Genomic DNA, 21371 nt, shown 5'->3' on the forward strand with positions numbered 1-21371 from the left:
TGAAAAAGGATCAACTCCTAGGCGAGGATCTCTTTGACGACTCGGCCGTGGACGTCGGTAAGACGAAAGTCACGACCCGCGTGCCGATACGTTAAGCGTGTGTGATCGATCCCCATCTGATTCAAGATGGTCGCATGGAGATCGTGGACGTCGACCTTGTCCCGCACGATCGATTTGCCGATCTCATCGGTCTCACCATGCACGATGCCTCCTTTGACGCCACCACCGGCGAGCCAGATCGAAAAGCACTCACCGTGATGCCCACGACCAAACGTGCCTTCCTTTGTCGGCGTGCGTCCAAATTCGGTGGCCCAGACCACCAGAGTATCTTCTAGCATGCCGCGTTGCTTCAGATCCGCAATCAAGGCTGCCAAGGGTTGATCGGACGCCTTGGCCAATGGTTCGTGCTCCTTCATATCACCATGAGAGTCCCAGTTGGGGCGAGAGCCGCTATCAATGAGCTCGATGAATCGGACGCCGCGTTCGGCCAGTCGTCGGGCGACGAGGCACTGCCAAGCGAACGGCTTGGTTTCGCCCCGGTTGAGTCCATACATCGCCAATGTTTTGTCATCTTCCTGCTGGACATCAAACGCCTCGGGGCCAGCGGTTTGCATATGGAACGCAGTCTCGTAGCTCTGCATACGCGCCGCCAATTGCGAATCACCGCCACGGCCCCGCAGGTGCCCTCGGTTCAACTCATCGACCAGGCTCAACTCCATTTGCTGGACCTTGTCTCGTATGGTACGCGGTGCCAAGTTAGCGATCGGCTCGGTTCCCGGAATCACCCTCGTCCCCTGGTGGTAGGCGGGCAAGAAGTCGCTGGCGTAAACCTGCGTACCGCCATAGGGCAGATGCGGTGCGATGACAATGAAGGAGGGAAGATTTTGATTCACCGTCCCCAGACCGTAGCTAAGCCAGGAGCCCATGCTCGGGCGTGTGAATGTGGCCGATCCCGTGTGCATGCCGACGGCCGCCTCGGTATGATCGAAGTGTGCCGACTTCATCGAGCGAATTAAACAAATGTCTTCCATCGAATCACGGATGTGCGGAAACAGATCGCTGACCTGCGTGCCACATTGCTTGTTCGCACTGGACGGAAACACACTGCCCATCAATTTGTCTTTGCCGCTCCCGTCACGGCCTTTCCCAGACGACTTGGGGTCGAAGGTGTCGATATGCGAGACACCGCCGGTGGCAAAAATCATGATGACCCGCTTCGCCTTGGCTGGGAACTGCGGCGACTTCGCCGCAAGGGGGTCGGCGGACACGGAGACCGGTTGGTCGGCAGCCATCAATTCTGACAGGATCGCGGGGAACAGAATCGATCCGCCCACCATCGAACGAATCGAATGGCGGCGAGAAATGGGTGTCATGTTCATGGCAGTCAACCGTTTGGTCCTTTCCTAATCAATATACAGAAACTCATTCGTTCGTATCATCGAACGGACAAATGCAGCCCAGGTTTCACGTTCGCGGGCATCTCGATCCAGCCCGGTGTCCTCAAAAAGATCATTTAACTTCTGCATCCACTCGGTCACCCCGCGGTGTTCCGACGCCGTCGCAGGCCGCCCCAAAATTAGTTGGTAGGCAGCCGACAACCGGTCGGCGGGATTGTCGTCGCTCTGGATCAATCTCGCCGCCAACTGGTCAGCGCGAGCGTGAACGAATGCGTCATTCATCAGGTACAGCGACTGCACCGTCGTCACACTGCTATCACGAACCGACGTGCACGCGTTCGGGTCGGCACCGTCAAACGTCGTGAAGAAGGGACGTGCGTTCAGACGAGCCATCATCAAATAGACGCTTCGCTTGTTTGTGTCGTAGCTTTCGCGAAACGGATGATGCTGGGTGTATTTCCACTGGTCCGCCGGTGGAAACGGATGCGGTTGACGCGGCATCTCCATATCCAGTTCACCGCTGAGCCATAGCAACGTGTCTCGCAACGACTCGGCGTCGATCCGCTGACGACTGAACCGTCCATGCAGATCGTTGTCCGGATCGGTCTGCATCGCATGCGACTCCGGTTCGACTTTCGAGCTCAGTTGATAGGTCCGTGAGAGCATGATGCGACGATGCATTGTTTTGATCGACCAACCATCGGCGACAAATCGTGACGCGAGCCAATCGAGAAGTTTGGGATGCGTGGGTGGAAGCCCGCGAATTCCAAAGTCGCTCGGCGTTTTCACCAATCCAGTGCCAAAGTGATACTGCCAAAGGCGATTGACCATGACACGCGCCGTCAACGGGTTCTCACTCGCAGTCAGCCAGTCCGCGAGTTGCAATCGACCACTTTGTTGGTGCTCGTCGCCGGTGAGCATTTGCCCCCCGAGAACTTCGAGGAAACGCCGAGAAATCAGTTCGCCCGGCTGATCGGGATCCCCATGAATCTGTACCACAGCGTCACCGACAGCTCCCTCGGCCATCGCGTAGACAAGCGTCTTGGAAGGTTTGCCCTGCTCAATGAGCGGCACGAAATCTCTCGGCTTCTGGTCGAGTTCGATACCGGGAAAAGGGTATCGCGAACTTTGGAAAATCCCGTACAGTCCGTAGTAGTCGTCTTGTGATATCGGATCGAACTTGTGATCGTGACATCGTGCACAGGTCACCGTCATCCCCAGCAGCGTGCGCCCGATGTTGTCGAGTGAATCTTCGATCGTCAGGTGCTGTGGATACTTGTCGACGACCGATCCAAATCGCCGTGAGATTGCGAGATAGCCTGTGGCGATCGTTTGTTCGTTACGCTGCTCGTCCGAATCGGCGGGCAAGAGATCGCCAGCGATCTGCTCCCTGACAAACTGATCATACGGTTTGTCTGCGTTGAAGGAATCAATGATGTAGTTGCGGTACCGGTACGCCTCCGGGATCGGATAGTCCGAGTTGTCGCCCGCTGTGTCTGCATAGCGGACCAAGTCCATCCAGTGCCGTCCCCATCGCTCGCCATACTGCGGCGACTGCAGTAACCGGTCAACGACCTTGCCAAATGCATCGCGTGAGTCGTCGGCCAGGAATGCACGCACGTCGTCGGGTGACGGTGGCAAGCCCGTTAAATCGTAGGTCGCACGCCGAATCAAAGTGGACTTGTCGGCATCCATCACCGGTTGCAGTGCATGCGCATCGAGTTCCGCAGCAATGAACCGATCGATCTCGTTGAACGCCCACTTTGCATCGTTTGGGGCAGGGACCTTTGGTTCGGTGAGCGTACGCAGTGACCAAAACGCTCTCGCCTTCTCAACGTCGATCTTCTTACGCACGAAATGGGTTGCATCGCTACGCGGATCAGGGGCCCCCTGTTTGACCCAATGTTCCAAGTCAGCAATCTCTGAATCAGACAGTTTCTCATCGGGTGGCATTTCCATCCCGGCCTCGTACCGCACCGCTTGCACGAGCAAACTGTGATCGACATCTCGGGGGATGATCGCTGGTCCGTTGTCGCCTCCACGCCGTAGCGTCGGGCGTGAATCCACCAGCAACCCGCCCTGCAAATCGTCACTCTCGCTGCTGTGACATTCATAGCAGTGCGTCACCAGCAGTGGTCGAATCTTGTTTTCAAAAAACAACAACTGCTCGTCGCTGATGGGCGGCTCATTGATTCCATCATGCTTGCCACTCCACAATTCGATCCCTGAGAAATTTGCAGCGACCCCCTTGCTGGCCAGCGAGATCGAACCGCTGCTGACGTCGGTGTACCACGGCCCGAGTCGCTGCCACTTGCCCGCCGTGCCACTATTGAAACGCGAAACGACCGGTTTGCCATCGAGAAGTATCTCATAGGTCTCGGGCCTATTGTCTTCCCAGACGTAAAGAAAGACAGTGAATGTCCCGTCGGGAATATGATTCAACTCGACCCGGTTGCCATTCCAGCGACTGCTGCGAATCATCTTGGCTCGCTCAGCGTCGGTGGTTGGAACCAGCCTTACGTTTTGCTGCTCGAAAGCACTGTCATTGCACACATAGTTGGCGGAGTCGCGACCCTCCCAAGCGTTGCCGTCAATCACAACGGCGGGACCATTCAGATTCAATCCGCGAAAAAACACTGCGTTCTCTGCAGCCTGACTCAACGATGCACTGACGACCAGTGAAACCAGCAACCCAGGCAAACAGCTACAGCGTTTCACGCGAAGACTCCAACATCAGCAGGATCCGGTGGGAACTCGGCAGCTTTTCGGCCGAGCCAATGAGGCAGAGATTGACTCTGAAACGCTAATTTTGTCGCACAAAGCGCCCTTGGCAATCGAGTCCATTGTATCCATTGCCCCGTATCCGTCTAGCTGGATAGCCTCGCGAATTCACCTTATCCTTCAACGACGGGCCCGTCGACTCGATTCTGCGGCTTGACGGCGGACCTGTATTTGGAGCCACATGCCAACTCATCGGTTCCCTCCATTCGTGTCAGCACAGTGCTTTCTCGACCGAATACCGCTCTGCGTCACAACGCTCCGATCACCCCTATTCTCGGTCGCCAACTCCTGCGGTCAATGCGGATCGTGACCGGTTGGAAATCGTGGTGGGAGAGGTACTCTCAACGAAGGCGATTCAGTGGCCTGAACAAAAATTGCTTTCTAAGACTCTCCTCGCTATTGCAGCTTCCGTCGGCGTACCGCTCTTCTAGATTGTCGCCTGGCGATGGACTACGATTGAGATCACTACCCGACTCTTAAGGGCGGGGAACGGTTACCTTTCTGACGGTCAAAGACGTTTCTATGAGTTTGTTGCCGCAGCGCCTCCGATCCCCGCGTTTGCTCACGACGTTGGGTTTTCTCGTACTTTGCCAGCCGACAATCGGGCAGCTCAAGGCTGAGGATCGGGCGGAGACGGAGGTCAGTTTCAGGCAGCAAATCCAACCACTTCTGGCACAACATTGCTATGCCTGTCATGGCCCCGACGAAGAAACTCGCGAGGCGGATTTAAGGTTGGATGACGAATCGTCGGCCAAGAAATTCGCCGTTGTGCCGGGCGATCCCGTCGGCAGCGCATTGGTTTCTCGGATCTATTCAGAGGACCCCGAGCTGATCATGCCGCCGGCCAAGGCTCTGCATCCACTCTCGGCTGATGACAAACGGCTCCTTCAACGCTGGATCGAGGAGGGGGCTGCATGGCAACAACACTGGGCGTTCGAACCCATCGCGACGCCTGTCGAATCCCTTGGGAATACGGATCGGCCCCAACGGATCATCGATGGATTTGTCCAACAGTTGATCGAGCAGAAAGGATTGTCCCCCTCTCCTCCTGCGGACAGAACAACATTGCTGCGGCGAGCCTATCTTGATCTCGTCGGCGTACCACCTACCCCTGCGCAACTCGCCACGTTTACAAGTGACTCCGGGCCAGACGCGTTCGAGCGTGTCGTCGACGGGCTCCTGGCGTCACCCCACTACGGTGAGCAGATGGCGGTGGAGTGGCTGGACGTGGCGAGGTACGCGGACACGAACGGCTACCAGAACGATTTCGTTCGCAATATGTGGCCCTGGCGTGACTGGGTGATCCAGGCATTCAACGAGAATCTACCGTATGACGAGTTCATTGTTTCTCAGGTCGCTGGCGACATGCTGCCCCATCCGACGACGGAACAGCTCATCGCGAGTGGATTCAATCGCAACAATCCCTCTGTGACGGAAGGGGGCGCGATCAGTGAAGAGTGGCGAATCGAGAACTGTGTCGATCGCGTGGAAACGACATCGGCTGCCTTCTTGGGGCTCACGATGGGCTGCGCTCGCTGTCACGACCATAAATACGACCCGGTCTCACAGAAAGAGTTTTACGAGTTCTTCGCTTTCTTCAACAACATCGACGAGCAAGGCGTGTACAACGAAGCACGCGGAAACGTCGGCCCGCAACTGCACGTGCCCACGCAAGAGGAGGCCGCTCGGTTGGCGGAAATTGCCGCTCAGATCGATGAGTTGCAACAGCAAATCGACGCCCACGCTGCTGATGAAAGCCGTCTGCAACGTACCGTGGAGACTTGGCGGGCATCGCTTTCCGCCCAAGAGTCAATCTCGCTTCCGCAGCCAGTTTATGTATTGAGCGATCTCGTAGGCATGGAACTTCCCGAAAGCGACTCACCCGTCGGGACGTGTTACGTGTTCCCGGGGCAAGCCGACGCGGCCGGCAGTATTGACACGCCCGCCTACTCGTTCGAGCGAGAGGCTCCGTTCTCTTGGTCTGCGTGGGTGAACGGCAATGCGCGCGGAGCGATTTTCGGCCAGATGGATGAAAGTGATGGATATCGTGGCGTCGACGCGTTGATCTTAGCCGACGGTCGCTTGAAAGTTCACCTGATTCACCGCTGGTCCGACAACGCCATCGCAGTGACTACCAACCCACGATTTCAACCCGGTGCATGGACGTTTGTCAGTGTGACGTACGATGGCGGGAGCAAAGCGAGCAGTATACGCATCTATTTCGATGGCAAACCGGTCGAGGTTCAGATCAACGCGGACTCATTAACCCAATCTCTGGCCACGAAAGTGCCATTCCAACTCGGGCAACGCTCGCAGAGCGAATTTCTCAAAGGCGAAATGGCCGATTTTCGTTTGTATGATCGAACACTGTCCCAATCCGACATCGGTGCTCTGCTGCACCGCGCCGTCGTGTCGCATTTCGACCAACTCACCCAGACCGGCAATGAGGCGACGGCGATCGAGGTCTGTAGTCGATATCTTCACCGCATCGATGGCGGCGAAGCGGCCGCGAAGCTCACAGAACTGCAAGTAGAGCGTGATCAGCTAACTGCTCAGACACAAACGACAATGATCATGCGGGAGCGACCAGGCGAGTACCGCGAAACATTTCGGTTGCAGCGTGGACAATACGACCAACCCGATACGAGCGTGGCCTTGGCGCCAAGCATCCCCGCCGCACTTCCCCAACTCAATGCCGACCAACCACGCAACCGGTTAGGGTTGGCTCGCTGGATGGTCGACCCCCGCAATCCGCTCGTTGCCCGCGTCGTCGTTAATCGTGCGTGGTTGAAATTCTTCGGTCGGGGCTTGGTCGAGACCGTCGGGAATTTTGGCTTGCAGGGCAGCCCGCCGTTGAATCCTCCGTTACTCGATTGGCTGGCAGATGATTTTCGCAGCCACGGCTGGGATTTGAAACGACTGCACAAAATGATTGTGATGACGGCGACGTATCAGCAAGCATCCGACATGACCGAGGATTCGCTCGCTCGCGATCCGGCCAATCGATATTTGGCTCGCGGACCACGGTACCGAATGTCCGCCGAACAGATTCGCGATGCATCGTTGCACGCAGCCGGTTTACTGGTCGAACAGGTTGGCGGCCCATCCGTGTTCCCCTACCAGCCCGCAGGGCTGTGGGAAGAACTCGCCGGCGGTGCGAACAATGGTCCCTACGTGCCGTCGCAAGGCGACGACCTATATCGCCGGAGTTTGTATACCTACCGAAAACGCACTGTCTCCCATCCAACATTGGCCACCTTTGACGCACCGAACTGGGAGACCTGCCAACTCCAACGAGCCCGCACCAACACGCCGCTGCAGTCATTGGCACTGCTCAATGATGTGACCTACGTGGAGGCGGCACGCAAGTTAGCCGAGCGGATGCTAAACGAACCCCAGAAAGCGGCAGGCGGTGAAGCTTCCTCGCGTGATTCGATCCGCCACGGGTTTTTCTTGACGACGTTGCGCCAGCCCAGCGAGACCGAATTGGACGTGCTATTGCAGGGGTTTGAAGCCTACTGTCAGTTTTACGCGGAGCATGTCGACGAAGCTGGTGAATTGCTGGCGACCGGCGATTCGAAAGTCGACCCCTCGCTTCGGCAGGACCGCTTGGCGGCCATGACCTCGGTGGCGTCGATCCTCTTGAATCTAGATGAAACAGTTACCAAGGAATAAATGCCATGATCGAAAATCGACGACTGTTTCTCAAATCGTCTGGGCTGAGCTTGGGGGCCATTGCTGCGGCCGCAATGAACGCGCAAGCCGGACCCAAGGCCGCGATTGCTCATCAATTGAATGCGGGCCCAGGCCTGGCCGGGCTGCCGCATCATCCGCCGACGGCCAAACGAGTGATCTATCTGTTCCAGTCCGGAGCGCCGTCACAGTTCGAGTCCTTCGACTACAAGCCGGGGCTGAACAAGCTCGCCAACACGGAATTGCCCAATGAGATTCGGGATGGTCAACGATTGACGGGGATGACCGCGGGACAGTCGAGTTTCCCGATCGCTCCATCGATCTTCAACTTCCGCCAGAGAGGCCAGGCGGGGACCTGGGTGAGCGATCTGCTGCCGCACATCGGTGGCGTCGCTGACAAGTGCTGTGTGATTCGCTCGATGCATACCGAAGCGATCAATCACGATCCCGCGATTACGTTTTTCCAGACAGGGTCACAGTTGTCGGGTCGGCCCAGCATGGGGGCGTGGGTATCGTATGGGTTGGGATCGATTAACGAGAACCTGCCCACCTTCGTCGTCATGGTCTCACGCGGTACCGGCCGCGCCGCCGGGCAACCTCTCTACGACCGCCTGTGGGGCAATGGTGTCCTGCCTGGGAAAACGCAAGGCGTGAAACTTCGCGGCGGAGCGGACCCCATTCTGTATCTGGCCAACCCGGCAGGCTGTCCGCCGCAAATTAGGCGGCGAGTCTTGGACGATCTGAAATCGCTGAACCAGGAAACGTTCGCGCGTACGATGGATCCAGAGATCCAGACTCGGATCGAGCAATACGAGTTGGCGTTTCGCATGCAAGCGTCGGTTCCTGAGTTGATGGACTTCCGCGACGAACCACAATCCACGCTCGATAGCTATGGCCCGGAGGTGTCCAAGCCCGGTACCTATGCGAGAAACTGCTTGTTGGCCCGTCGCCTGGCCGAACGCGACGTGCGATTCATCCAACTGTTTCACATGGGTTGGGACCAGCACGACCACCTGCCTGACCATATGGGCAAACAGTGCCGTGATACCGACCAGCCCACTGCCGCGCTGATCAACGATCTCGATCAGCGCGGACTGCTCGACGACACGCTCGTGGTGTGGGGGGGCGAATTCGGACGGACAGTGTACTGCCAAGGCAAACTGACGGAGACGAACTACGGTCGCGATCACCATCCGCGGTGTTTCTCCGTCTTTCTGGCCGGCGGCGGGGTTAAACCAGGATCGGTCTACGGTGAGACCGATGAGTTCGGGTACAACATTGTCGCCAACCCGGTCCATGTCAACGATTTACACGCCACGATCCTGCACACGCTCGGCATCGACCATCGGCGGCTGACGATACCGTTTCAAGGTCTCGATTTGAAACTTACCGGCGTGGAGGAACGTCACGCAGTGACCGATATCCTGGTCTGATGGATGAGTTCTACTCGTCGTGTCTGAGACGCAACAAACCACCCGCGCGGATGTCACGCTGAGCGCGCGGCTCGGTATTTAACGCCGGACTCACGGGTGGTTCGAGACAGCGATTTTTGAAGAGCTGTGGAGGGATTTTGCTTGGACGCGTACTTCGACGATTCCGCGCTACTGCCCACTCGAGCCAGTTTTTGACTGATCGACTTTCGCAAGAACTCATAAAACTTCACCTCCCCGATCACCCGCTGTTGCCCTGGATCGAGTAACCGGATCTCCGCTCGCCACGCCTCCAATGGCGGAATCGCCAGGGTCCAGAAACCGGGCCGTGGCTCAGTCGCACGAGTGCCTGTCAAAAATACTCGCTGCCTGACTGCGGCAATCTCAATCGTGACGCGTACCGATTCTTCGCCCTCGAATTGCTTGACATGAATCTGAGGCGGCGTGGCAAAACAGTCAAGCCGCTCTGCTGCAGGAGTCGAACCGCTCGGCTGATCGAGCATCGCGTCGGTATTCGCGTTTGCCGGCAGGACATTGCCCGTCATCCTGTCCAACGGACTGGGCATCTGGGCCGGATCAACAGGCTTTGCCACGTGCACATAAATGGTCGTTGTTTCTAACCTGGCGTGACCCAATACTTTCTGGATGCGGCGAATATCACAACCGTCCTCAAAACTGTGGGTGGCGAAAGAGTGACGCAAGCTGTGCGGCGTGGCAGGCTTGGTGATCCCCGCAACGGCGACGGCTCGCTTCATCACTCGCTGGACAGTACGCGTATTGAGATATCGCCCCGCATTGGACGCATGTCGCGTCGCCGACTCACTCGGGAACAAATACGAGTCGCCGCCACATTCATCTTTCAGCGAACGAAACAGCGAACGGTACGTCTCCGGCAACATCACTTGGCGATCGACGTTACCTTTGCCTTGCACGATCGCGATGACGTTGCGGTCCAGATCAACATCGCGCCAACGGACCCGGACCACTTCGCTGACTCGCATCCCCGTCGCATACATGAGTCCCAACAGCAGTTTGTCCCGCAGCGTCACGGCAGCCTCAATCAACTGCCGGACCTCGTCCTTACTCAACACAATTGGTTTCTTTTTGTCTCGCTTGGGTGTCTCAATCCCCAGTGTGATATCGAGAAAGCAAAACTTATCGAACGCATCTCGGATCGCCGATAGATGAACGCCCAGATGAGAAAAGCCGCGGTCTGTCTCGACGAGGTATAGCAAGTATTCCTTGACCGCCTCTCGATCCATTTCATGCGGGAGTCGCCCCGACCAACGCAGAAACGATTTCAGTGCGGCGATGTAGGGCTTCACCGTCCTCCTCTTAAAATTCCGAATCTTCATCTCACGGTACATCAGCCGGACAAATTCCTGCGGGGTTGGCCGCTGTGTTCTCAGATCGACGGCTGCCATCTCACTGCGAAAATCCCGTGTATCGATCACTCGATCGCGCGGCGCATCGCGTCCCATCGCAGCACGGTACGCCGTCGCGTCGCGATAGCGATGAATCGGATCCCGCAGCGGTTTCTCTGTTCGTTCCTGACCAGAGGCCTCATTCGACCTCAGCGTCTCCTGGGAACTGGCACTCCCCAGAGCCACGGGGGAGGAATTACCCATCAGTGAACGCTGCTCCTCGCAGGCTACCGAGACCGCATTTCGCGAGGTGATCTTCGCCGCCTCATCAAACAGATCATTCGGGTCCATCGCATCGCCCCCCCCTACGCGGCCGGCAGTCGTCGGCGGCCGCATCCGATAAAAGCCTTCAGCTCAAATAGCCAAAATATCCATCTCGAATCTAACGCTCGACACTCACCAATCAAGAAAAAAGACGTCGAATCCGTTAGAAAATCAAGAAAAGCAAAAACCAACCTTGCACACCGCTACCCAAACCACCAAAATAGCCCACTTTCCGACACCTTGCGTTTAATGCGACAGGGTGTCGCCTATAAACATGTTGTGCGGCTCAAATGGCTCTCTTCGTTCATCTTGCACCTGAAAACGACAGCGACTCAATGCGCCGCTCCGGCATCAAGACGCGTCGGGTTCGCAACGTCGCGCGAGATGGCTACGACCGCATCGTCTTTGCCATGCCCGTCACCAACGACTTCTACGTTTCACACCAATGGTTGCGTGAACTGAAGCGCAGCGGGCAACGCACGATCGTCGGCGTTTACTTCCGCATCCCGGACGAACAATTGGTTCTCGTCGGACACTATAATCAGGCCCACACCGAGATGACGGCCAGCGAGGCCGTCGGCGTGGTGTTCAACACCGAACAACCTGAGGGTTTCGAGGTTATCATTCCTCGCAAGATCGACGCCAAGGAGATTCACAAGATCAACAATTTGCCACAGGTACTGGGGTGGCGATACTATCCCGGCGCAAAAGGTCGCAAACCATGCGGTTGCCCCTATTGCATCAAGGGCGACATCAAGTCCAAACGCATTCGAGACGAATACGAACGATCGTTCGACGGTTAACTCCGCTTCAAGAGCCGCACAACATGGTTTTTACGCTGGGGCCTTCGGCACACCTTCGTTGTTTGGCAACGCTCGCTGGCCTTGGTAGAATCTTTCATAGTTCAGACATTGCTTGTTTCGTTTAGGGCGGTGTCGTAAAAACCTTCCGTTAGACGATGCTGGGGTTTGGTTGCGCGGACGGGCTGGTTGACGTGGAGCATCGAATCACGGGCTTGAGTATCAACCGCTTTGGCGGCGTCGTGGGACTCGCGACGAGGCACCCGTTCCGCAGTTCGGCGCTCTGACCATGCGTGTAAATCCGTGTCGATCCGTGGCATAAAACGTGTCCGATGTCGTGCCACGAATCCACACCGTTTTGCGCGGTCGGCTTACACATCTTTCGCGAGTGGATACTGTCTTGGCACTTCAACGCATCGTCTAACATGGTTTTGCCGCAGAGGCCCTACGGGCACGCCTAAGTGGTAATTCACCTTCCCCCAGCGTATCATTAGCTGTTCGCAATTCCACGCCGCTCGCTTCGGTCACCACTGGCGTCGGCAAAACCTTCCGTTGCACGACCTCAGGTATTCGATGGTTGACAATCCCATCACCATCGACGATTCGCTTCGACTCGTGTTCGCCCGCCTCGAAGGTGCGCTCGGCGTGTTCTTCCCCGCCGCCGAGATTGACAGCGTTTTCCTTGATGCCCGCGAGAATCAGCGCGACGAAAAACGCTACGTATTCTTTGACTCGCCCAAAATTCGCGTTTCCGGCTACGTCGAGGATTACGAACCAGAGACTATTGAAATCACGGTTAGTGCGTCGCGTCCGCAGATGGCACGCGTGAATTCGATTATCGCGGATGCTTGCAGTCGTGGACTATGATTGCGGCCGTTTTGGCGGCGCGGCGGTCGTGCAACATGGTTTTTACGCTAGGCCTTCGGCACACCTTCTTTGGTTGGTCACGCACGCTTGCCTTGGTACAATCTCTCGTAGTTCAGACATCACTCGCTTCGTTCAGGGCGGTGTCGTAAAAACCTTCCGTTGTACGCCCCAGTCACTCGTTGATGCAGCCATCACCTCCATTTGACGACGCTGTTTCGACGTTTCGCGACTTCCTCCGATCGCAGAACGTGTCGGACACTCTGCGCTGGATTTGGCGTGACTCTATCATCTCGCGCCGCGGTGTTGGCTCCCGCTATCTGGCGACTCGGCCTATCTACATCGACCAATCACAGCTCGCCGCCGAATCCGACATCCGCGACTACTACCAAACTGGCGTTGACCGCAATCTTGGGATTCGACTCGCCGTATTCTGTGTCGCCAACGACGATCCATACTGCTACATCGAACTTCCTGAGGACGAGGCTCATGCCTCGAACATGATGATGTCGTCCCTCAAATGCTCAATTCCCGATCCACCACCAAACGGCACGCTCATTTGGTTTGCGCTTTTCGCGCGGTTTATGCGTGTATTCAATCGCATGCCCGAATCGTCTTGGGCCAACGAATGTGTCCCGCCAAAACCCAGCGAGTAGGGGCGTACAACATGGTTTTTACGCAAGGCCGCGGCTTCGTCGTTGGAACATCGTTTGGTTTGCTATGGCCTTCGCTTCGGTGACGTGTTTTGGTTTTTCCGTGCCGCGGACACCGCCTCTTTGGCAACGTGGTTTCTTTTTGGTAAACTGTTTGGTGTTGCGACGCTTTTTGACTTCAGAGAGAAGCGGTGTCGTAAAAACCTTCCGTTAGACGATGCTGGGGTTTGGTTGCGCGGACGGGCTGGTTGACGTGGAGCATCGAATCACGGGCTTGAGTATCAACCGCTTTGGCGGCGTCGTGGGACTCGCGACGAGGCACCCGTTCCGCAGTTCGGCGCTCTGACCATGCGTGTAAATCCGTGTCGATCCGTGGCATAAAACGTGTCCGATGTCGTGCCACGAATCCACACCGTTTTGCGCGGTCGGCTTACACATCTTTCGCGAGTGGATACTGTCTTGGCACTTCAACGCATCGTCTAACATGGTTTTGCCGCAGAGGCCCTACGGGCACGCCTAAGTGGTAATTCACCTTCCCCCAGCGTATCATTAGCTGTTCGCAATTCCACGCCGCTCGCTTCGGTCACCACTGGCGTCGGCAAAACCTTCCGTTAGACGACCTAGAGTTCACTGATGGCAGCATCCATTACGATCTCCGCCGATGTTGATACTGTCGTTCACGCCGCGTTCTCGCACGACGACGCTGGCCACGTCCTTTTCGGTTTCGCTGGACGGACCGCTGATCCTGCGCCGCTTGACGCCGTTGTCGCCTCGCCGGTCGTGATTCGTGACTACCTGATGGAACGTGGCCTCCAATACACCGTGCAATTGGTGGCTGACGGCGCTGACACATCGCTCATGATTTCGGATGCCCCCGATGATCGCGTTGATTCCGTGATTTGGTTCGCTCGCAAACATCTTCTTGCCGCCGGATTGGTGTTGGCCGACTCTACTGGCCATTCACCGGTCGTCTAACATGGTTTTGCCGCAGAGGCCCTACGGGCACGCCTACGTTGGTAATTCACCTTTCCCCAGCGTATCATTAGCTGTTCGCAATTCCACGCCGCTCGCTTCGGTCACCACCGGCGTCGGCAAAACCTTCCGTTAGACGATGCTGGGGTTTGGTTGCGCGGACGGGCTGGTTGACGTGGAGCATCGAATCACGGGCTTGAGTATCAACCGCTTTGGCGGCGTCGTGGGACTCACGACGAGGCCCCCCTTGCGCAGATCGGTGCTCTGACCATCCGTGTAAATCCGTGCCGATCCGTGGCTTAAAACGTGTCCGATGTCGTGCCACGAATGCACACCGGTTTGCGCGGTCGGCTTGCACATCTTTCGCGAGTTGATACTGTCTTGGCACTTCAACGCATCGTCTAACATGGTTTTGCCGCTGAGGCCCTACGGGCACGCCTACGTTGGTAATTCACCTTCCCCCAGCGTATCATTAGCTGTTCGCAATTCCACGCCGCTCGCTTCGGTCACCACCGGCGTCGGCAAAACCTCCCGTTAGGCGACCTAGATCAATCGTGACTCAACGCCAACCAACTGCTGCGGAACTGACGTCAATGGTGCGTTTGTCCCTCTGGCGCGATTGGGACCCAATCGGAATCAACGACGTGTCACCTGCTGATGACGAATACGACTCTTACGTCGGAGGCGTTTGTTCACTACTGCTTTCCGGCGCAGACGCCGTTAAACTTCGCCAGCATCTCGCACACATCGAGACCGACAACATGGGACTCTCGTCGCCATGCTCGCATCTGGACGCTGTCGTGACCAAACTTTTGGCGATGGTTGGCCGATAACCAGTGGCAACGGTCGCCTAACATGGTTTTTACGCAAGGCCGCGGCTTCGTCGTTGGAGAATCGTTTGGCTTGTCACGTAGCTCGCTTCGATGACGCGTTTAGGTTTGCCACGCCGTGGACACCGCCTCTTTGGCAACGTCCATTCTTTTTGGTAAACTGTTTGGTGTTGCGACGCTTTTTGCCTTCGGAGAGAAGCGGTGTCGTAAAAACCTTCCGTTATGTGACCTACTCGAATCATGCGCATTGCGAAACCGATTCGCAACATCGGTTACATGTCGATCTCTCTCACGCTTTCCGTGCTGACGTACGCGCTGACGAAACCGCACATTGGATTCGGCGGCCTCGTTCTGGCTGTTGTGCTTTGGCCGATCTACAATCTCGTTGGTGGTTCGCCGATTGACGCTTTTGACTTTTGGCTGCGTCGCAAGACGCGCGATCCTGTTTGGCTGATATCGCACGAAGGTCGCGAATGGCTGGAGACACCAGAGGGTCGCCAATGGGCACAGCAAACGCGATACCGAGGCTGACGGTCACATAACATGGTTTTTACGCAAGGCCGCGGCTTCGTCGCTGGAGCGTCGTTTGGTTCGCCACGTCGATCGCTTCGATGACGTGTTTTGGTTTGCCACGCCGCGGACACCGCCTCTTTGGCAACGTGGTTTCTTTTTGGTAAACTGATTGGTGTTGCGACGTTTTTTGGCTTCGGTGAGAAGCGGTGTCGTAAAAACCTTCCGTTAGCGGACATAAACTAAATGGAGTTCGACGCTTTTCGCCAGTTCGTTGAATCCAACGCCGACTGGTTTCGCGGGCGTCTTCCCGAATCCGATTGCACATTGGCGCAATACGAAGCTGACCTCGAATGCCGCTTCCCACCTTCAATCAAGTGGTTGCTCACGACCTACGGCTACTGGCACGCAACGGGCATTCCCAACCTTTCTGAATCGGTTGCCCTTACTCTCGAACTGCGGCATTCAATCTCTCTTCCGCACCATTTTGTGATCCTCAACGACATGGGTGATGGCGGCGTCGTTGTGCTCGATACTTCTTCGCGTACGCTTGGAGATGAATTCGCAATCCATGACGTTGATGCCGCAGAACTGCACAATCTCAATTCGCGCCCCTTCACTCCTGATATCGTGCACGAATCGTTTGGCCTTTACGTCAAATCCGTCTTGGAAACGGAGCGGTCAATCATCGACCCGCCAAATGTTGTGTACGATCCGGATGCTTATGGTGATTGATGCGTCTTCTCCGCTCCCATGTCCGCTAACATGGTTTTTACGCAAGGCCGCGGCTTCGTCGGTGGAGCATCGCTTGGCGTGCAGATTCGTTCGCTTCGTTGTCACGTTTTGATTTGCCATGCCGCGGACACCGCCTCTTTGGCAACGCGGTTTCTTTTTGGTAAACTATTCTGTGTTGCGACGCTTGTTGGCTTCGGTGAGAAGCGGTGTCGTAAAAACCTTCCGTTAGGCGACTCAGCTAATGGCAAAATTCGACGACGAATCCCTCGTGGAACACGGATTGAATATGCCTTCGATGGTCAAACGTGATGAAGATGGCAGGATTGTCGACGCAGACTTTACTTGCGGCCTGTTGACGGATGGCGCCGTCAAATTGCTCGCAGCTCGCAATGATGTGGCTAGTATTCTGATTCTGAATCTCAGCTGGTGTCCAATCTCCGACGATGCACTTGCATCTCTGACCGTTCTCCAGTCCCTTGAAACGCTCGTACTTTGCAATACCCGGGTGACCAACTCCGGCTTGGCCTTCCTCGCAAAGATGCCCAACTTGTCTCACATTGCCCTTGAAGACACCGATGTTACACATGACGGCGTTGCCAAATTACAACAACAGTTGCCAAATTGTGTGATTGGCGCGAGAGTCGCCTAACATGGTTTTTACGCAAGGCCGCGGCTTCGTCTTTGGACAACTATTTGGTTTACCATATTGACCGCTTCGATGACGCGTTTTGGTTTGTCACACCGCGGACACCGCCTCTTTGGCAAACTGGTTTGTTTTTGGTAAACTGCTTGACGCTGCGACGCTTGTTGGCTTCGGTGAGAAGCGGTGTCGTAAAAACCTTCCGTTATTCGCTCGCAGTCATCACGATGGCCGACCATTCCGCATCCGAAGCTGACGTCCTTCGGTGGGGCTATGAATCTGGCCACTTCGACAAACCTCAGATTATCGACTGGGCCGACCGCCAGCTGGAGGCATGCGACAAGGCCTCAGACGCGCTCATTGACCTTTCGCTCTGCCGCGAGACTGACCCGCGTTTCGTGGTTTCCAACCTTCAATCGCTGGGCACCAACAACCCTCAATTTTGCATTGACCTCCGTTTCGCGTTTCTTGGACTTGCCTTCGGTGCCAAACGCATCTCGCTAGAGCAAGCTGCTCGTTCCCTCTACGCTATCTTGCTCGATATCGACAACGAAGATTTGCTGGACGATTCTCAACGCAATAGCATTTACCGCATCGACGACGGTTACGATCTCGCATCATCTGGTGCCTATGGCTCCATCGCTGAGGTCACATCTGACTTCATTGAATTCGTCACCCCATATATTGCACGGCTCAACGAATATCATGCCGAACTGGTGGCGAGCGGCGAATAACATGGTTTTTACGCTGTGGCCTTCGGCACACCTTGGCTCTTTGGCAACGGGCCATGGCATTGGTACAATCTTTCGTAGTTCAGGCATCGCTCGCTTCGTTTAGGGCGGTGTCGTAAAAACCTTCCGTTGTGCGACCTACTCGAATCATGCGCATTGCGAAACCGATTCGCAACATCGGTTACATGTCGATCTCTCTCACGCTTTCCGTGCTGACGTACGCGCTGACGAAACCGCACATTGGATTCGGCGGCCTCGTTCTGGCTGTTGTGCTTTGGCCGATCTACAATCTCGTTGGTGGTTCGCCGATTGACGCTTTTGACTTTTGGCTGCGTCGCAAGACGCGCGATCCTGTTTGGCTGATATCGCACGAAGGTCGCGAATGGCTGGAGACACCAGAGGGTCGCCAATGGGCACAGCAAACGCGATACCGAGGCTGACGGTCACATAACATGGTTTTTACGCAAGGCCGCGGCTTCGTCGCTGGAGCGTCGTTTGGTTCGCCACGTCGATCGCTTCGATGACGTGTTTTGGTTTGCCACGCCGCGGACACCGCCTCTTTGGCAACGTGGTTTCTTTTTGGTAAACTGATTGGTGTTGCGACGTTTTTTGGCTTCGGTGAGAAGCGGTGTCGTAAAAACCTTCCGTTGTGCGGCTCAAATGGCTCTCTTCGTTCATCTTGCACCTGAAAACGACAGCGACTCAATGCGCCGCTCCGGCATCAAGACGCGTCGGGTTCGCAACGTCGCGCGAGATGGCTACGACCGCATCGTCTTTGCCATGCCCGTCACCAACGACTTCTACGTTTCACACCAATGGTTGCGTGAACTGAAGCGCAGCGGGCAACGCACGATCGTCGGCGTTTACTTCCGCATCCCGGACGAACAATTGGTTCTCGTCGGACACTATAATCAGGCCCACACCGAGATGACGGCCAGCGAGGCCGTCGGCGTGGTGTTCAACACCGAACAACCTGAGGGTTTCGAGGTTATCATTCCTCGCAAGATCGACGCCAAGGAGATTCACAAGATCAACAATTTGCCACAGGTACTGGGGTGGCGATACTATCCCGGCGCAAAAGGTCGCAAACCATGCGGTTGCCCCTATTGCATCAAGGGCGACATCAAGTCCAAACGCATTCGAGACGAATACGAACGATCGTTCGACGGTTAACTCCGCTTCAAGAGCCGCACAACATGGTTTTTACGCTGGGGCCTTCGGCACACCTTCGTTGTTTGGCAACGCTCGCTGGCCTTGGTAGAATCTTTCATAGTTCAGACATTGCTTGTTTCGTTTAGGGCGGTGTCGTAAAAACCTTCCGTTAGCCGCCCCAAGATTTCTCCGATGCCATCCGCAATCGAATCTGCTGTCTACGGTGATTGGGCGGATCACGTTTCTCCGGATGGCCATGTCGGTGAATACTGCGTCGTCGAATTTACCGTGCGCCGAAACCCACCCGACGATTCCTCAGATGTTGTTGTGCTCGGAGTCGTCCCCGAGCAGCGTGAATACACCTCGCCAACTGTTATCACGTTTCGCAATGCACATGTGGGGCGCATCCTGCAAACCAACTACGATCCAGAGTTCAACTTTCTTCCGTGGTCGATTGTCGGTTTTCACTGCACGGACCTCGATGATGGGCAATGGTCGTTCCAGCTCAACTGCGATTCCATTCGAATTGAATGGTCGTCTGACTGGCCCTCGATCGACCGGGTCGGCTAACACAGCATGGCCGCAAAGGCCCTTCGGGCACGCCTTCCTTCTTCATTCCACTCGGGATCTGGTTGTATAATCTTCTGGTTGGCCAACGTCTTTCGCTTCGAAGAGGGGCGGCGTCGGCCATGCTCCCCGTTAGCCGCCGCTAGTCGAACCTGATCCCAACTTTCGTGTCCTTCAATAAAACGTACTGGACACCAGCATGGCCAACCAAAATAAGCAACAACTGTTCGATCACTACCGCAAGAGCGCGGACGCTGCCGGGATGTCTCATCCCGAAGGATCGCTCACTTGCCCACTTTGCTGGGAGCCGACGACCTTCGACACACTCTCGATTGAACACATTATTCCGGGGTCCGTTGGTGGCAACCGTGTTGTCCTTACCTGTACAACCTGCAACAACACGCACGGAAGCCTCTATGATTCACACGGGTGCGATCTGGGTGCTGCGCTCATCGAGTCGGTAATTCACAGGGTTCCCGAATTCATAAGTTCGCTGACGGTTGGTTTTGAGTTGAGCCAAGCCCTATAGACAGTATCCCAAATTCCGCTCAGTAGCAGACAGCGTAAGCTCATGGTTCTTTGGCCGCCGGTTTTGTGCCAACGCATGCCGGACAACTTCATCCGTTCGCTGACCACTTGCTTGCAAGCCGATTCCACGACGCCGCTACCGATTGGGTAGCCTCGTGATTTCATCTCAGCATAATTCATAAAACGACTGTAGCGACGAAGGTATCGTTCCGCTTTGACGGCTTCTTCTTTCTCTGACGCCTTGTACTTATGTAGCTCTCGCATTTTCGCGATACTGCGAAGCATCCTTCCGTGTCCGCCGGGCTGCAGCAGCAACCAGCGAGCATGTTCAAGCCACTCCTGCCGCTTGCCTTTGTTCTTGCCAAACTTGAGCGCTTTGGCAATCGTCGTCAGACGCTCCGCCGCATGGTAGTAATCCACGACGCGAGTGATCTTGATCCGCACGCCATCGACGAAGAACTTCCGCAACGTGTTCTTCCAATATGCCGTCTCGACCTTGCCGGCATCGCTGACGTACACGATCTCCGGCACGCAGTCACCGCAGCGACGGATCGTCGATTGAAGCAGGCTGGTCAATTGCGTCGAGAGCGTGACTTGATTGCTTTCGGGAGTGCAGCCCAGGTAGACTGTACCGAGCTTCTTGCCGTCAGCCAACACGCTCACGCAGGCCACGCTCGCCATCTCGAAGAAGCTCCATGGTGCCAAGCCCAAGGCCACACCATCGCGACTAACCGACAGCACCGGCTTCAGTTTCCGCTGCCGGGCTTGCTCGACCAGTTTCATCAACTTGTCCACCTGAGCCTGCTCACGAAAGGGTTCCATGCCACCAGCGAGTGTGCCGACGAGTTTGCGAAGCTTCTCGGTGCCGATTTTCGTACCCATTTGATCCTCGACCAACTCCAGCGTTCGGCCTTGAGAACTTCCTGCGGCAGCAAATTGTTTGCCGACGCGGGTCGCCGCTGCGGGCGTGAATCCGTTCTCCACGCCAAGCAACATTTCGAGCGGAAAAATCGTTCGACCGGATCGACCGCGTCGATAGCGGGCGCGAACAATTGTGACTTTCCCGAACCGCGTGACAACGTCGGTCCGTGGCGTTTTTTCGGCCAAGCGACGATAAGATTTACGTTGGTGCTTGATCGTTCCGGGCATCTGCGAGAGTTCCGGTTCAAGTCGAGAAACGAGCCACTGTATCAACTTGCGTCCGAATTCCCGAAGATGGTCTTGAAGAGCATTTTCCAGGTCAAGCGTTCGCGAAGGTGTCGGGTCGTTCCCGGCGAACAACTCCAGCAGCATGGTGACTTGTTGCCGCAAATCGTCGGCAATTTGGCCAGTGAACTGCGCAATCTCATCAGTTGCGATTGCGTGAATAAGGCTTCCGACGTTAGCTTTGACATCCATGA

The 21371-nt window shown here is 56.0% G+C and carries 19 protein-coding genes; 15 read left to right on the forward strand and 4 right to left on the reverse strand.

What is annotated here, in order from left to right; all coding sequences use genetic code 11:
* Nucleotides 1–17: 17 nt before the first annotated feature.
* On the reverse strand, nucleotides 18–1379 hold the full coding sequence (locus tag SH410x_RS13090) for a DUF1501 domain-containing protein (RefSeq protein WP_473676923.1): 1362 nt from the start codon (nucleotides 1377–1379) through the stop codon (nucleotides 18–20).
* 24 nt (nucleotides 1380–1403) lie between these two features.
* On the reverse strand, nucleotides 1404–4115 hold the full coding sequence (locus SH410x_RS13095) for a PSD1 and planctomycete cytochrome C domain-containing protein (RefSeq protein ID WP_473676924.1): 2712 nt from the start codon (nucleotides 4113–4115) through the stop codon (nucleotides 1404–1406).
* A gap of 585 nt (nucleotides 4116–4700) precedes the next feature.
* Between SH410x_RS13095 and SH410x_RS13100 the strand changes: the two genes are divergently transcribed.
* Nucleotides 4701–7853: a DUF1553 domain-containing protein gene (locus tag SH410x_RS13100; protein WP_473676925.1), complete on the forward strand. Its 3153-nt coding sequence runs from the start codon at nucleotides 4701–4703 to the stop codon at nucleotides 7851–7853.
* Nucleotides 7854–7858: 5 nt separating this feature from the next.
* Nucleotides 7859–9304: a DUF1501 domain-containing protein gene (locus SH410x_RS13105; protein ID WP_473676926.1), complete on the forward strand. Its 1446-nt coding sequence runs from the start codon at nucleotides 7859–7861 to the stop codon at nucleotides 9302–9304.
* Nucleotides 9305–9357: 53 nt separating this feature from the next.
* Here SH410x_RS13105 and SH410x_RS13110 read toward each other — a convergent pair whose 3' ends face one another.
* On the reverse strand, nucleotides 9358–11016 hold the full coding sequence (locus SH410x_RS13110) for a tyrosine-type recombinase/integrase (RefSeq protein ID WP_473676927.1): 1659 nt from the start codon (nucleotides 11014–11016) through the stop codon (nucleotides 9358–9360).
* Between the two features lie 263 nt (nucleotides 11017–11279).
* On the opposite strand from SH410x_RS13110, the gene SH410x_RS13115 reads away from it, so the two are divergent.
* From SH410x_RS13115 to SH410x_RS13175, 13 genes are all read left to right on the forward strand, one after another.
* Nucleotides 11280–11792: a hypothetical protein gene (locus tag SH410x_RS13115; RefSeq protein ID WP_473676928.1), complete on the forward strand. Its 513-nt coding sequence runs from the start codon at nucleotides 11280–11282 to the stop codon at nucleotides 11790–11792.
* 570 nt (nucleotides 11793–12362) lie between these two features.
* A complete protein-coding gene (locus SH410x_RS13120; RefSeq protein WP_473671954.1) occupies nucleotides 12363–12656 on the forward strand; it encodes a hypothetical protein in 294 nt (97 codons plus the stop codon).
* Between the two features lie 182 nt (nucleotides 12657–12838).
* Nucleotides 12839–13309 (forward strand): hypothetical protein, encoded by a 471-nt coding sequence (locus SH410x_RS13125; protein WP_473671969.1) that lies wholly within the window; start codon nucleotides 12839–12841, stop codon nucleotides 13307–13309.
* 630 nt (nucleotides 13310–13939) lie between these two features.
* Nucleotides 13940–14281, forward strand: coding sequence for a hypothetical protein (locus SH410x_RS13130; protein ID WP_473676929.1), 342 nt, complete (start codon nucleotides 13940–13942; stop codon nucleotides 14279–14281).
* A gap of 551 nt (nucleotides 14282–14832) precedes the next feature.
* Nucleotides 14833–15111 (forward strand): hypothetical protein, encoded by a 279-nt coding sequence (locus SH410x_RS13135; RefSeq protein ID WP_473671952.1) that lies wholly within the window; start codon nucleotides 14833–14835, stop codon nucleotides 15109–15111.
* Between the two features lie 237 nt (nucleotides 15112–15348).
* Nucleotides 15349–15639 carry a hypothetical protein gene (locus SH410x_RS13140; protein WP_473676930.1) on the forward strand — a complete coding sequence of 97 codons (291 nt, stop codon included), beginning with the start codon at nucleotides 15349–15351 and terminating at the stop codon, nucleotides 15637–15639.
* Between the two features lie 225 nt (nucleotides 15640–15864).
* The gene (locus SH410x_RS13145; protein WP_473671977.1) at nucleotides 15865–16353 is read left to right on the forward strand and encodes an SMI1/KNR4 family protein; all 489 of its coding nucleotides are present in this window, start codon (nucleotides 15865–15867) and stop codon (nucleotides 16351–16353) included.
* A 241-nt stretch (nucleotides 16354–16594) separates the two neighbouring features.
* Nucleotides 16595–17002 (forward strand): leucine-rich repeat domain-containing protein, encoded by a 408-nt coding sequence (locus SH410x_RS13150; RefSeq protein WP_473671961.1) that lies wholly within the window; start codon nucleotides 16595–16597, stop codon nucleotides 17000–17002.
* A gap of 140 nt (nucleotides 17003–17142) precedes the next feature.
* Nucleotides 17143–17727, forward strand: coding sequence for a hypothetical protein (locus SH410x_RS13155; RefSeq protein WP_473676931.1), 585 nt, complete (start codon nucleotides 17143–17145; stop codon nucleotides 17725–17727).
* A 146-nt stretch (nucleotides 17728–17873) separates the two neighbouring features.
* Nucleotides 17874–18164 carry a hypothetical protein gene (locus SH410x_RS13160; protein WP_473676930.1) on the forward strand — a complete coding sequence of 97 codons (291 nt, stop codon included), beginning with the start codon at nucleotides 17874–17876 and terminating at the stop codon, nucleotides 18162–18164.
* A 220-nt stretch (nucleotides 18165–18384) separates the two neighbouring features.
* Nucleotides 18385–18897 (forward strand): hypothetical protein, encoded by a 513-nt coding sequence (locus tag SH410x_RS13165; RefSeq protein ID WP_473676928.1) that lies wholly within the window; start codon nucleotides 18385–18387, stop codon nucleotides 18895–18897.
* Between the two features lie 171 nt (nucleotides 18898–19068).
* Nucleotides 19069–19446: a hypothetical protein gene (locus tag SH410x_RS13170; RefSeq protein ID WP_473676932.1), complete on the forward strand. Its 378-nt coding sequence runs from the start codon at nucleotides 19069–19071 to the stop codon at nucleotides 19444–19446.
* Between the two features lie 259 nt (nucleotides 19447–19705).
* Nucleotides 19706–19972 (forward strand): HNH endonuclease, encoded by a 267-nt coding sequence (locus tag SH410x_RS13175; RefSeq protein ID WP_473677308.1) that lies wholly within the window; start codon nucleotides 19706–19708, stop codon nucleotides 19970–19972.
* Here SH410x_RS13175 and SH410x_RS13180 read toward each other — a convergent pair.
* Complete coding sequence (locus SH410x_RS13180; RefSeq protein ID WP_473673834.1) at nucleotides 19909–21369, reverse strand: hypothetical protein; 1461 nt, start codon at nucleotides 21367–21369, stop codon at nucleotides 19909–19911. The two genes, SH410x_RS13175 and SH410x_RS13180, sit on opposite strands and share 64 nt — an antisense overlap.
* Nucleotides 21370–21371: the final 2 nt, after the last annotated feature.

It is taken from the genome of Rhodopirellula sp. SH410 (assembly GCF_055811895.1).